General features: G+C 62.8%; 8 protein-coding genes. 2 read left to right on the top strand and 6 right to left on the bottom strand.

From position 1 onward, the window contains the following. Positions 1 to 50 precede the first annotated feature (50 nt). From AC1DTQ_RS05340 to AC1DTQ_RS05355, 4 genes are all read right to left on the bottom strand, one after another. Positions 51 to 551, bottom strand: coding sequence for a DinB family protein (locus AC1DTQ_RS05340; protein ID WP_477848497.1), 501 nt, complete (start codon positions 549 to 551; stop codon positions 51 to 53). Further along, the gene (locus AC1DTQ_RS05345) at positions 548 to 943 is read right to left on the bottom strand and encodes a YkvA family protein (protein ID WP_477848498.1); all 396 of its coding nucleotides are present in this window, start codon (positions 941 to 943) and stop codon (positions 548 to 550) included. Before AC1DTQ_RS05345 ends, AC1DTQ_RS05340 begins: the two co-directional genes overlap by 4 nt. A gap of 62 nt (positions 944 to 1005) precedes the next feature. After that, entirely contained in the window at positions 1006 to 1275 is a 270-nt protein-coding gene (locus AC1DTQ_RS05350) for an SHOCT domain-containing protein (protein ID WP_477848499.1), read from the bottom strand. Positions 1276 to 1377: 102 nt separating this feature from the next. Further along, a complete protein-coding gene (locus AC1DTQ_RS05355; protein WP_477848500.1) occupies positions 1378 to 1734 on the bottom strand; it encodes a VOC family protein in 357 nt (118 codons plus the stop codon). 240 nt (positions 1735 to 1974) lie between these two features. Here AC1DTQ_RS05355 and AC1DTQ_RS05360 point away from each other — a divergent pair, with 240 nt between their 5' ends. Both AC1DTQ_RS05360 and AC1DTQ_RS05365 read left to right on the top strand, forming a co-directional pair. After that, positions 1975 to 10701 carry a glycoside hydrolase family 94 protein gene (locus tag AC1DTQ_RS05360; protein WP_477848501.1) on the top strand — a complete coding sequence of 2909 codons (8727 nt, stop codon included), beginning with the start codon at positions 1975 to 1977 and terminating at the stop codon, positions 10699 to 10701. Next, a complete protein-coding gene (locus AC1DTQ_RS05365; RefSeq protein ID WP_477848502.1) occupies positions 10698 to 10937 on the top strand; it encodes a hypothetical protein in 240 nt (79 codons plus the stop codon). Before AC1DTQ_RS05360 ends, AC1DTQ_RS05365 begins: the two co-directional genes overlap by 4 nt. Positions 10938 to 10980: 43 nt before the next feature. Here the strand turns inward: AC1DTQ_RS05365 and AC1DTQ_RS05370 are convergent, their stop codons facing one another. Next, the gene (locus tag AC1DTQ_RS05370; RefSeq protein WP_477848503.1) at positions 10981 to 13062 is read right to left on the bottom strand and encodes a TonB-dependent receptor family protein; all 2082 of its coding nucleotides are present in this window, start codon (positions 13060 to 13062) and stop codon (positions 10981 to 10983) included. Between the two features lie 64 nt (positions 13063 to 13126). Further along, complete coding sequence (locus AC1DTQ_RS05375; RefSeq protein WP_477848504.1) at positions 13127 to 13498, bottom strand: DUF2946 family protein; 372 nt, start codon at positions 13496 to 13498, stop codon at positions 13127 to 13129. Positions 13499 to 13512 lie beyond the last annotated feature (14 nt).

Genomic DNA, 13512 nt, shown 5'->3' on the forward strand with positions numbered 1-13512 from the left:
TGCCCCAATGCGTGGTGGTACTTCGCACCCGACGATCGCTGGAGGATGCATCAGGTTCTGTTGGCGATCTCTCTCAGGAACACAGGAAGATCGGTGGTTGGTGGAAAGACGGACAGATGATAGAGCATGTCCGCCACGTGACCCCGATGATAGGTCGTGTGGTTGACCACATGCAGCAGAATATCGTTGCGCGACATCGAGCCGTTGCCGCCGCCAATGAACTCGAAGTCGACGATCTCCTCCCGCTGATCGATACCCAGAGAGTCGGCGTAACCGACATACCAGGCATCCATGGCGAGTTGATTCTTCCTTAGTTCCTCGAATGCCGGGTGCTCATCCGGATTGCGCGTCGTATACCCATGCGCTTCTCCGAGCAAATGAGCCTGCCATACCCGGTCCATCGCATAGGAGTGATGAAGCGTGCGAACGATGTTGCCGAATAGGATCGGCCGCGGCGCGATCAGCTCCTTCTCGGGCAGCTGGGCAACCGTCGAGAGGAACAATTCATCGGCCCAGGCCTTGTAGCGGGTCAAGGTCTGCAGGTGATTCATGTATTTCCTTTATGTGTCAGGTCAAGCGCCCAGCGTGCGAAGAGCCACGCAATAATAAGCCATACGCCAATGATGACCGCGGCTGCGGAATAGCTCACTGGTTTGATCGAGGCTTGTTCCGCCCGCGCCCGCGCCGCTTCAATCACCTCAGGCGGCGTGAGTCGCACCACCAAGGCCAGGCCCAGAGGAATTAGCAGAAGATCGTCGAGATAGCCGATGACCGGTATGAAATCCGGAATCAAGTCGATGGGGCTGAGCGCGTATGCCGCAACCAATACCGCCAAAATCCTGACCAGAAACGGCGTTCGCGGATCGCGGGCCGCGAAATATACGGTAAGCGTGAGCCGCTTCAGCTGCTTGGCTTGGGCTTTGAGCGTAGCGAGCACTTTCATGGCGGGTAACGCGGGAGGGAGGCGGACCTGTGGACGGTTCCGGCCTTATGAATTCGCGCCGGCTAAATACCTTTTAGGATCGCGGAGCGTTGCTGCTCGTACTCGGAATCCGTAATCAATCCCTTGGATCTCAGATCGGCCAGATGCCGCAACCGAGACTCGGTTGTTGAGGGAGTCGGCGCTGGGATGGTTTGGGACAATGCAGACGGCGTTCGAGCGGCCGATCGCCTGTGGAAATAACGTGTCGCGAACCAGATGACGCCAACAGTAATGGCCAGGATCGCGATCATCACAAGAAGAATTATCAAATGCCAAATACTTAAGCCGCCCATACTTCATTTTCTCCCCAAAAATATGAATTGAAGCGCCCTACTCGGTAATGAGTCGTCTGACGTCATTACCCGAATCCAACCACGATCAACTTCCATAATGCATTACGTGCTCGCCGAAGTGCTCTGCCCGATCCACAACCGATTTCCATCCGGATCATCGAAGCGGAATTCCTTCATGCCATAGAACGATACCTCCAACTCGGGAATATCCAACCCATTCTTGCGCAATTGCCCGTGGTACTCGCCAATATCGTCCGGATACAAATAGAGAACGGAGGTGCGGGGAATCTCCGGATGGACGTTGATCGACTGGTCCACCATCAGACGGCACTCGCCAAAGCACAACATCGCCCAACGCCAATCGTCGTTTCTCTGCTCAACGCTGAAACCGAGCTTCTGATAGAACTCGACGCTCGCAGGCATGCTTCTGACCGGCAACATCGGGATGAGACGGGTCATCTTCATAAGAACCTCGCAGGCCTAGATATTACTATAACGCCTGAATTGAGCCGGTCCGCGACGGATCGGCGGCGAGAAGAGAGTACAACTGAAACCCGGCGCTTCAGCAAAGCAAAAGAGGCCGGTTCGGTTCGAATGAATTATCAGGCGACTCAGACCCGCCATCCGCGTATTCACAAGCCACTTCTCCCGCCAATGCAATGATCAAAACCCCACTGGCTGGATGGTAACGGGTTCGGCATGCCCACTGTTTGGCGGATCCTCGGTCGTTGGTTGCGGTTGCGCAGGCGCATACGACGCTGGCAGCCCACCGTTTTGCAGAAACCGCTACCGGCCGAAGAACCGCTGCGGTCCCAGTTGCTCAGCGCTGAGCAGATGGAATGGCACGGCAAGGCGCTGGCGCGCGAGCACCGCGTGCACGAGCGCCCACAACCGGATCTGTTGCTGTCGCGGTTGAAGGAAAACGAAGGCCTGCTGGACGACGCCAACACCCTGCTTACCAAAATGGTGCAGGACGATGTGCGCATCACCCCCGCCGGCGAGTGGCTGCTGGACAACTACTACCTGATCGAAGAACAGATCCGCACCGCGCGACGGCATCTGCCCAAGGGCTATAGCCGGGAACTGCCGTCATTGAGCCAAGGTCCTTCGGCCGGACTGCCGCGCGTCTACGAACTGGCGATGGAGGCTATCGCTCACGGCGACGGCCGTATCGACGCCGAGACCCTGAGTCTGTTCGTGGCGGCCTATCAATCGGTCACGCCGCTGAAGATGGGCGAATTGTGGGCCATCCCCATCATGCTGCGGCTGGCGCTGATCGAGAACCTGCGGCGCATGGCGGTGCGGGTGATGCGCGACGGCGTAGATCATCGCCTGGCCGGCGAATGGGCCGACCTGCTCAATGAAACGGCCGACAACGTTCCCAAGAATGTGGTGCTGGTGGTAGCCGACATGGCGCGCTCCAGCCCGCCGCTGTCCGGCGCATTCGTGGCGGAACTGACCCGTGGCATACACGGGCGCAGCGCGGTACTGGCCATGCCGATGAGTTGGGTCGAACAATGGGTGACCGACAGCGGCCACAGCATCGAGGCGCTGGTACATGCCGAGAGCCAGCAACAGGCGTCGGACCAGGTGTCGATAAGCAACAGCATCGGCAGCCTGCGTTTCCTGGCCAACATGGACTGGCGCGAGTTCGTGGAAACCATGAGCCTGGTCGACAAGACCCTGCGCGAGGACCCGGCCGGCACCTACGCGTCCATGGACTTCAGCACCCGCGACCTCTACCGGCACGTGGTGGAAAAAGTGGCGCGGCTCAGCGGCGCCAGCGAGATGGAAGTGGCGCGCAGCGTGTTGGAATTGGCGCAGGCGCACGCCATCGCACGCGACATCCACTCGCACGTGGGCTACTACCTGGTGGACGACGGCATCGCGCAGATGAAGGCGGCGGTGGCCGCATTGGAGACCGCGCGCAAACCGGTGCGCTTGCGACCACGCAGGATTCCGTTAGCGGTCTACCTGGTGCCCATCATCGTGGTCGCCCTGGCCTTCACTTGGGCGTTGGTAGCCGAGGCCAGCGCCGGCCGCTTCGATTGGGTCTGGCTATGCCTGATCGGCGCGTTGGGCGTTATCGCCTTCAGCGAATTGGGCATCGCCCTCATCAACTGGACAGCGACGATACTGGTGGCGCCGCAGCCGTTGCCGCGCATGGACTATTCCGAAGGCCTGCCCTCCGGCGCGCGCACGCTGGTAGTGGTGCCGAGCATGATCGGCAGCATCCAGGGCATCGATGCGCTAGTCGAAGGACTGGAAGTGCGTTTCCTGGCCAATCGCGATGCTCACCTGCACTTCGGTCTGCTGACCGACTTCCTGGATGCCGATCAGCAGAAACTGCCGAGCGACCAGGCGCTGCTGGAGCATGTGGTGCAGCAGGTGGAACGCCTCAATACGCGCTACGCGCCGGAGAGCCACGACCTGTTCTTCTTGTTCCACCGTCCGCGCGAATGGAACCCGCGCGAGAACGCGTGGATGGGCCGCGAACGCAAGCGCGGCAAGCTGGCGGCGTTGAACCATTTGCTGCGCACCGGCGGCGGCGAGGCCTTCCTGAAGATCGCCGGCAATACCGGTGTGCTGACCAATGTGCGTTACGTGATCACCCTGGATACCGATACCCGCCTGCCGCGCGATGCCGCGCGCGAGTTCGTCGGCACTCTGGCCCACCCGCTCAACCGTGCACGCTTCGACGAGAAGAAGCGTCGGGTCACGCGCGGCTACGGCATCCTGCAGCCCAGCGTGGGCAGCAGCATGAGCGGACGCATCGCGTCGCGCTACGCGCGCATGTACGGCAGCGAGCCAGGCATCGATCCGTATACACGCACGGTGTCGGACGTGTATCAGGATTTGTTCGGCGAAGGCTCGTTCGTGGGCAAGGGCATCTACGACGTGTATGCGTTCGAACACGCGCTGGAAAACCGCTTTCCCGAGAACCGCATCCTCAGCCACGACTTGCTGGAAGGCTGCTATGCGCGGGCGGGACTGGTCAGCGACGTGCGTCTGTTCGAGGACTATCCAGCGCGCTATGCCGCCGACGTGAAGCGCCGCTACCGTTGGATCCGCGGGGACTGGCAGCTGTTGCCGTGGTTGTTGCCATGGGTGCCCCGCCACGGTGGCGGATTCGAGCGCAATCCGCTGTCGTGGTTGTCGCGCGGCAAGCTGCTGGACAACCTGCGCCGCAGCCTGGTGCCTGCTGCGGCAACCACTTTACTGGTGCTCGGCTGGGCGCTGCTGCCCCAGGCCTTGGTATGGACGTTGTGGGTACTTTGCCTGTTGCTGTTGCCGGTATTGGTGCCGGCGTTGCGCGACGTTTTCGCCAGGCCGGTGGACATGGCGCCGGAGACGCATCTGCTGCAGGTGCTGAAATCCTGCGTGCGCCAGCTGCTGCGCGCCGGGGTCAACCTGGCCTGCCTGCCCTACGAAGCATTCTTCAGCCTGGGCGCCATCGCACGCACGCTGTGGCGCATGGGCTTGAGCCATCGCCATCTGTTGCAATGGAATCCCTCCAGCGAAGTGGAGCGGAGCCTGGGCAGCGGCTTCGGCGCGGAATTGCGCAGCATGTGGTTCGCGCCGGTGTTCTCCCTCGCCACCGCCGCATTGCTGGTGAAGTTGAATCCGATGGCGCTGTGGATCGCTACGCCGATCCTGGCCCTGTGGTTCGTCTCGCCCGTGCTGATGGCGTGGATGGGCAGACCGCCGCGACAAAAGTTCGCCGAACTGTCGCGTTCGCAGCTCGCCTTCCTAGGTCGCCTATCGCGCCGCACCTGGGCCTTCTTCGAGACCTGGATCCGAGAGGAAGACCATTGGTTGCCGCCCGACAATATCCAGGAGCACCCCACCCTGGTGGTCGCGCGGCGTACTTCGCCTACCAACATCGGCCTATCGCTGCTGGCCAACCTGTCGGCCTTCGACTTCGGCTATCTGCAAATGGGCGGACTGATGGAACGCACCCAGCGCGTGCTGGCCACCATGGAAATGCTGCCGCGCCATCGCGGGCACTTCTACAACTGGTACGACACCGAAACCCTGCGGCCGCTACCGCCGCACTACATCTCCACCGTAGACAGCGGCAACCTGGCCGGACACTTGCTGACCCTGCGCCAGGGTTTGCTGGCGTTGCTGGACGCGCCGATCCTGGCCCGCTCCACCTTCGCCGGTTTGGCCGATACCTTGGGCGTGCTGGAAGAAGCGCGGCCGACTGCGGGTGTCAGCAGCGGCGGCGAGCTGGATGCAGCGCTCGACGCTTTTCGTGAACCATTGTATGCCGTGCGTGAACAACCGCCGGTATCGCTGCTGGACGCAGACCGTGTGCTGACATCGTTGGCGGCCCTGGCCACGACGATCCTGTCTGCATGGCCGGCGCCAGAAGGCACGGAGTTCGATGCCGAGCCGCACTGGCCAAGTCTGCTGGCCAACGCCTGCCGCGCCGCGCGTGAGGAATTGCTGTTGTTCGCGCCCTGGCTCGCCTCGCCGAACGCGACGACGGGCGAACCTCCGGAAGTGGCGACCGGCGGGCGCATCCCAACCCTGCGCGAACTACGCGCGCAATCGCACGACCCGTTGGTGCAGAACCGTGCGCGCACGCGCATCCACGATCTTGAGCGGCTGGCGCATGTGGCCGGCCAGTATTCATTGATGGAATACGAATTCCTGTACGACCGTGGCCGTCATTTGTTGTCGATCGGCTACAACGCGGACGAACGGCGTCTGGACCCTGGCCACTACGACCTTCTGGCTTCGGAGGCCAGGCTATGCAGTTTCGTCGCCATCGCCCAAGGCCAGCTCCCTCAGGAAACGTGGTTCGCGCTGGGACGGCTGCTGACCGAAGTGGACGGCGATGCCACACTGCTGTCGTGGAGCGGCTCGATGTTCGAATATCTGATGCCGCAGCTGGTGATGCCCAGTTATCCGGACACCTTGCTGGACCAGACCTCCAAGCATGCGGTCGATGCGCAGATCCATTTCGGCGCGCGCCGCAACGTCCCTTGGGGTATTTCGGAATCCGGCTACAACACCGTTGATGCGCGCATGAACTATCAGTATCGCGCGTTCGGCGTGCCCGGCCTGGGTCTGAAGCGAGGCTTGGGCCAGGACCTGGTGATCGCGCCTTACGCCAGCATGATGGCGCTGATGGTGGCGCCGGAAGCGTCGTGCCAGAACCTGCAACGTCTCACCGAACTCGGTTTCAGTGGACGCTACGGCATGTACGAGGCCATCGACTACACGCCGAGCCGGATTCCGCGGGGGCAGGATCACGCGTTGATCCGCTCGTTCATGGCCCACCACCAGGGCATGGGTTTCCTGGCGTTGGGCTACCTGCTGTGCGATCAGCCCATGCAAAAGCGTTTCATGGCCGATGCCGAATTCCAGGCGACCCTGCTGTTATTGCAAGAACGCATCCCGCGCACCGGTGTCTTCCATCCGCACGAGGCCGAAGCCACCGGCGTACGCAGCACGCCGATGACGACGGAAACGCAGTTGCGCGTGTTTCGCGATCCCAACACCGCCAGGCCCGCGGTGCAGATGCTCTCCAACGGCCGCTACCACGGCCTGTTGACCAGTGCCGGCGGCGGTTACAGCCGCTTGCGCGATATGGCCGTGACCCGCTGGCGCGAAGACGGCACGCGCGACCACTGGGGCAGTTTCTGCTATCTGCGCGATGTCTACAGCGGCGAGTTCTGGTCGGCGGCTTATCAGCCTACCTGTGTGCCTGTGGACCAATACGAGGCGATCTTTTCCGACGCCAAGGCCGAGTTTCGCGGACGCAAACGCGGTTACGACTCGCACCTGGAGATCGCGATCTCGGCCGAGGACGACATCGAACTGCGTCGCCTGACCATCCGCAACCGTTCGCGCCGCGCCCGCACCATCGAGATCACCACCTATGCCGAAGTGGTGCTGGCACCGTCGATCTCCGACGAAATGCATCCGGCCTTCAGTAACCTGTTCGTGCAAAGCGAGATCGTCCGCGACAAACAGGCGCTGCTGTGTACGCGCCGTCCGCGTTCGCACGACGAAGTTCCGCCGTGGATGCTGCATCTGGTGGCGGTGCACGACGCCGACATCGACAGCATTTCCTACGAAACCGATCGCGCGCGCTTCCTCGGCCGCGGCAATACCCCGCGCAACCCGCAGGCCCTGTCTTCGCTGGAGGCCTTGTCCGATTCCGAAGGGTCGGTGCTGGATCCCATCGTCGCCATCCGCTGCCGGATCACGTTGGCGCCGGACCAGATCGCCATGGTCGACATGGTCACCGGCGTCGGTGCCGATCGCACCGCATGTACGGCGTTGATCGACAAGTATCGCGACCGCCGTCTGGCCGACCGCGTATTCGACCTGGCCTGGACGCACAGCCAGGTCGTACGCCGACAGATCAATGCCTCGCAATCGGACGCGCAACTCTATGAACGCCTCGCCGGGTTGATGGTGTACGCACATCCGTTCCTGCGCGCGGACAGCGCGTTGCTGCTGCAGAACCGTCGCGGGCAGTCGGGACTGTGGGGGCATTCGATTTCCGGGGACTTGCCGATCGTGCTGGTGCAGATCGCCGATGCGGCCAACATCGAGCTTGTCAGGCAGATGGTGCAGGCGCACGCGTATTGGCGCTTGAAAGGCCTGAATGTGGATCTGGTGATCTGGAACGAGGATCAGGCCGGCTACCGGCAGCAATTGCAGGAGCAGATCCTGGGCCTGGTTTCGGCCGGACCGGAAGGCAACGTGCTGGACCGTCCGGGCGGCATCTTCGTGCGGCCCGCGCAGCAGATCTCGCAGGAAGACCGCATCCTGCTGCAGACCGTATCGCGCGTGGTCATCAGCGACCAGCGCGGCACACTGGCCGCACAGGTCGGCCGCCACATGGCGCCAGAGCGCAGTATTCCGCTGCTGTTCGCCGAGGGCACAGTCCCGCTGCCGGAGGTGCCGCCCAGCGAAGATCCCTTGTCGGGATTGCCCCCTGCGGGCGCATCGAGCGAAGACGATCCCTGGCCATTCGAAGCGATGGCCGAAGAGTTCCTATTCGACAACGGCACCGGCGCCTTCTCCGCCGATGGGCGCGAATACGTGATCACCCTGCGCGAGGGCGCGCCCACGCCCGCGCCCTGGTCCAACGTGATGGCCAATCCGAAGCTGGGCACGGTGGTCAGCGAAAGCGCGCCGGGCTACACCTGGTTCGAGAACGCGCACGAGTTCCGCCTGACGCCGTGGAATAACGATCCGGTCGCCGATGTCGGCGGCGAGGCCTTCTATCTGCGCGACGAGGAAACCGGAAGGGTATGGTCGCCGATGCCGTTGCCGCGCCGTGGTAGTGGCGCCTATCGGACGCGCCACGGTTTCGGCTATAGCGTGTACGAACACGTCGAAGACGGCATCGCCAGCGAACTGTGGGTATACGTGGCGTTGGAGGACGCGGTGAAGTTTTCGGTGCTGAAACTGCGCAACCTTTCCGGACGCACGCGCAAGCTGTCGGCGACCGGCTATGTGGAATGGGTGCTGGGCGATATCCGGGTGAAATCGCAGATGCACGTGGTCAGCGAACTGGACGGCGGCAGCAACGTGCTGACCGCGCGCAACCCGTACAACACCGAGTTCGGCGGACGCGTGGCGTTCTTCGACGTGGACGGAGCCAACCGCTCTTTCACCGCCGACCGCACCGAATTCCTGGGCCGCAACGGCAGTCTCGGCGAGCCGGCGGCGCTGCTGCGCGAGAAGCTTTCCGGCAAATTGGGGGTGGGACTGGATCCGTGCGCCGCGCTGCAGGTGTCGGTCCGCCTGGCCGTCGACGAGGCGCAGGAAATCGTGTTCCGCCTGGGCATCGGCGGCGACTACCGCAGCGCGATCCAGCTGGCGCAGAAGAACAAAGGCCCGGGCGCCGCGCACGATGCGCTGGACAGCGTGCGCATCCATTGGCTGGATACGTTGAATGCGGTACGGGTGAAAACCCCGGACCCCAGCGTCGATGCGCTGGCCAACGGATGGCTGCTGTATCAGACGCTCGCCTGCCGTTATGTCGCCCGCAGCGGCTATTACCAATCCGGCGGCGCGTTCGGTTTCCGCGACCAGTTGCAGGACACCATGGCCACGGTGCATGCCATTCCCGCGTTGACCCGCGAACACCTGCTGCTCAGCGCCGCGCACCAGTTCCCGCAGGGCGATGTGATGCATTGGTGGCATCCGCCGCAGGGCCGCGGCGTGCGCACGCGCTGCTCGGACGATTTCCTGTGGCTGCCGCTGGCGGCGTGCCGCTATCTGCAGGTGACCGGCGACCTCAGCGTGTTGAACGAGAAAGTGCGCTACATCGAAGGACGCCTAGTCAACGCGGACGAGGAGTCCTATTACGACCTGCCGGTGAGCTCCGGCATCCAGCAGCCGTTCTACGACCATTGCACGCTTGCCTTGAAGCGCGGCACCGAGTTGCTGGGCGAACGCGGCTTGCCACTGATCGGCACCGGCGACTGGAACGACGGCATGAACCGGGTCGGCGAAGCGGGGAAAGGCGAAAGCGTGTGGCTGGGTTTCTTCCTCTACGACATCTTGATGCGCTTCGGCGACATCGCGCTGGCGCGCGACGACGAGGCATTCGCCACTTACTGCGCAGAGTCGGCGGTGCGTCTGCGCGAGAATCTGGAAGCCCACGCCTGGGATGGCGACTGGTACCGGCGCGCCTGGTTCGACGATGGCACGCCGCTGGGCTCCACGCAGAGCGACGAATGCCGGATAGATTCGATTTCGCAGAGCTGGTCGGTACTCTCCGGCGCCGCCGATCCAGGGCGCGCGCGGCAGGCGATGGCGTCGCTGGACCGGTATCTGGTGAAGCGCGAGGCAGGCTTGATCCAGTTGCTGGATCCGCCCTTCGACAAGACCCCGCACGACCCCGGCTATATCCGCGGCTACGTGCCCGGTGTGCGCGAGAACGGTGGCCAGTACACGCATGCGGCGGTGTGGTCGGCGATGGCCTTCGCGCATCTGGGCGATCGCGAAAAAGCCTGGGAGCTGGCCGGCATGATCAATCCGATCAGCCACGCCAGCACCGCCGAAGCCGCCGCCGTGTACAAGGTGGAACCGTATGTGCTGGCCGCCGACGTCTATGGCGTCGCGCCGCACGTCGGCCGCGGAGGCTGGACCTGGTATACCGGTTCGGCGGGCTGGATGTACCGGTTGCTGACCGAATCGCTGTTGGGCCTGCATCGGGAAGGCGACCACTTGTCGCTGAAACCCTGCATCCCCGCCGACTGGACCGAGTACAAGCTGCAATACCGGTACGGCGAGAGTCTGTATTTGATCAACATCAAGCAACTCGACGACGGCGCGGCGACGCTGAGCGTGGACGGATTCGATCAGCATGGCCTGCGCTTCCAGTTGGTGGACGACCAATCCATCCATCATGTGGAAGCGACTTGGCCGCGACCGCCATCGCAATGAAAGCCGCAATGGACGCGCGCGTACAACTGGAAGCGGAGCTGGAGAACCTGGAGCGGATGCTTCCGCCCTGGCGCGAGAAACTGCGCCACGAGGCGCAGTTCTGGCCGCAGTTCGACGTGCTGGCGCAGGAAATCATGGCGCGCGCGGATCCGGCGGATCGCGAGTATGCGCAGCAGCGCATCGACGAGATGCTGGCGACGCATGTGCCGCAGGCCAGTAAACCTGGCCCACGCTGATTGCCGCCTTAAGGTGGGCATGGGCTCGTGATCCGCAGAGCGCCTATCGCAATCGCCACTCCATGCCGACATAGATCGAGCGGCCATCGCCCGGAAGGAAATTGGCGGCATCCAATCCACGCGCATCTGCGACCACGTTGGTAGTGGCGATCCACTTGCGGTCTTGCAGATTGCGCGCGTCGGCGAACCAGCTCCACTGGCGGCCGATTCGACCACCGATCTTCAACCCGATAAGCGTGTAACCCGGTGCGCGAAAGGTGTCGGCATGATCCACGTAGTAATCGTCTGGTGCCCATTCCAGGTTGGGAGTGGCATAGAAGCGCTCGCTGGGTTGCCAGCGCACCTGGGCGCGTAATTGTTGCGGCGGCACGCCCCCCAGTTGGTTGTCGCCGTAGACCGGATCGTTGTCGAACTTGAAGTCGTTCCACAGATAGTTGGCCGAGATCGTGAACGCGTCCGCAAACCGCCAGCCTAGTCCGAACTCCACGCCCTGATGGATCGTACGCTTGGCATTCACCGTGCCAAGCGGATTGCCGGCGCCGTCGGTCAAAGCCAGCAGTTCGTCGTCAACGCGCGCGCGATAGGCCACCAGGTCGACGGACAGATTTTCACGCTGCGTGCGCAAGCCGACCTCGGCGGTGGTCGCCCTCTGCTCGTCCACGGGGGTCACGCCCGGACCACCCGTGATTTCGCTGAAGCTCGGCGGCTCCAGGCTCCGGCTCAGGTTGCCGAAGACCTGCGTTTGCGAATCTACTTGGTAGAGCAGGCCCAGCTTCGGACTGAACCCGGAGTAGTCGACGTCGAAACTCTCGTCGCGTCCGCCGGTAATGAACATGTCGCGCGACCGCCGTTCGGATTTCAACGCTTGTGCGCCTAGCGACAATGCCCATCGTTCGCCCAGCCACGTCTGATTTTCCAGATAGGCTTTGGCGTTCCGAGCGCGCTGTTCCAGCTGATTAGTACGTGCGCCGGCGCCGCCTGCGACGTTGACGAATCGGTCGTCCTCCACGTCGCCCTGGGCCAAGGTAACGCCGGCGATCAGTATATTGCGGCGACCGGCCAGTGCGCTTTCGCCACGCCAGCGCAGGTCGACACCGTAGTCCTGGGTGTCCTGGTTCAATACCTGGAAGATCGGATGGTGCAGCGACTTATCCGAGTAAAACGCGGAGAACGCCAAGCTCTGTCCTTCGGCTGGCGTCCACGCCAGTTTGCCGGCGACACGGTCCAAGGTGAAATCGCGACGCTGGTCGAGGGCGATGTTGCCGGCTGAAGCGAGTTCCGGATTGCTTAGCGATTGCGCCAGGGTCAAGTTACCCGGCAGTTCCGAGCGCGTGCCGACATGCGCGAAATAGACGCGCCCGTCGAGTGCGTCGCTGAAATGAATACCGACATTGCCGAACAAGCGGTAAGTTTCCTGCTGCGCGTGGTCACGGAAGCCGTCCTGGGCGAAACCGGTCGCGCTGAGGTATCCATCGGCACGACCGCTGACGCCCGCCAGTGCGATCTGGCTGCGTGCGTAGCCGAAGCTGCCACCTTCCAGGCGCACGCCAATAGGCGCTGCGTCATAGCCGCTGGGCGACACGAAGTTGATCGCACCACCCAACGTGGCCGCACCGAATTCCAGCGCGTTGGCTCCCCGATAAACCTCGATGTAACGCGTCGACAATGGTTCCACCGCCTGAAAATCCACGCCGCCATCGGCGAGATTCAGCGGACTGCCGTCCTGCAACAATTCGACGCCCCGGCCATGGAAAGTGCGCTGGATACCGGAACCGCGGATCGACAGCCGCGCTTCTTCCGCCCCGAAGCGCGGCTGGATGAAGACGCCAGTGGCATACCCCAACGCATCGGCCAGAGTGCTGACGCGGCCACCGCGATAGGATTCGCCGTCCACCACGCCGGTGCCTCCCGCGCGCTGATCGAGGCGGGCCTTGGCTTGTTCAAGGTCTTCGACAATCGCAAGAAGGAAATGCTCGCCGATGACCTCCACTTTATCGAGCGTTTTGGCCTGGTCGGTCACCTCGGCGGAATCGTCGGCGAGCGCAACGGAAAACGGAAACAACGCGGCAACGACAGCCACGGACAGGCGCGACGAACGCATCGCCGCGCGAACGGAAATAGACATGGAAACTCCAAAAGCACAAGAAACACGGCGTCATCGCCGTGAGGGGAAGAGTCTGGCTTGTGTTTCAGAGAGCGAGCGGCGGACCGCGGGAACCGAGTCCCGGGAAAACAGAAGAGGAGCTGAAGGAAAGCGATGAAAAGGCGGGAACAAGGTTCGCCAAGACCTGTGGAAACAGCAACGCGAAGGTCAACAACAGCAGCGCTGCGCCTGCGAGTAGCGGGCAGTAAGCGCAATCGGCGCCCATGCCGAAGTGGTCCGGCGCCGGAATTTTCGCTTTGTCCTCAGCCCACCCGGAAACATCCAGGTTTTTCAGCCCGGAGGTGGTGCATATTTCAGTCAGGCCCGGCAGGACCTGCAACGAATCGCTTTTCACCCAACGGCTGACCGCCGGTGCCAACGCCATCAACACGACGGCAACCAACGCCAGCCGGGCCATGAAACGCTGGAAAG

It is taken from the genome of Pseudoxanthomonas sp. P4_B2 (genome assembly GCF_056402315.1).

Bases quoted from the DNA above. Each gene is read 5' to 3' on its own strand.
- AC1DTQ_RS05340 (WP_477848497.1), bottom strand. From the start codon at position 551: ATGAATCACCTGCAGACCTTGACCCGCTACAAGGCCTGGGCCGATGAA.
- AC1DTQ_RS05345 (WP_477848498.1), bottom strand. From the start codon at position 943: ATGAAAGTGCTCGCTACGCTCAAAGCCCAAGCCAAGCAGCTGAAGCGG.
- AC1DTQ_RS05350 (WP_477848499.1), bottom strand. From the start codon at position 1,275: ATGGGCGGCTTAAGTATTTGGCATTTGATAATTCTTCTTGTGATGATC.
- AC1DTQ_RS05355 (WP_477848500.1), bottom strand. From the start codon at position 1,734: ATGACCCGTCTCATCCCGATGTTGCCGGTCAGAAGCATGCCTGCGAGC.
- AC1DTQ_RS05360 (WP_477848501.1), top strand. From the start codon at position 1,975: ATGCCCACTGTTTGGCGGATCCTCGGTCGTTGGTTGCGGTTGCGCAGG.
- AC1DTQ_RS05365 (WP_477848502.1), top strand. From the start codon at position 10,698: ATGAAAGCCGCAATGGACGCGCGCGTACAACTGGAAGCGGAGCTGGAG.
- AC1DTQ_RS05370 (WP_477848503.1), bottom strand. From the start codon at position 13,062: ATGTCTATTTCCGTTCGCGCGGCGATGCGTTCGTCGCGCCTGTCCGTG.
- AC1DTQ_RS05375 (WP_477848504.1), bottom strand. From the start codon at position 13,498: ATGGCCCGGCTGGCGTTGGTTGCCGTCGTGTTGATGGCGTTGGCACCG.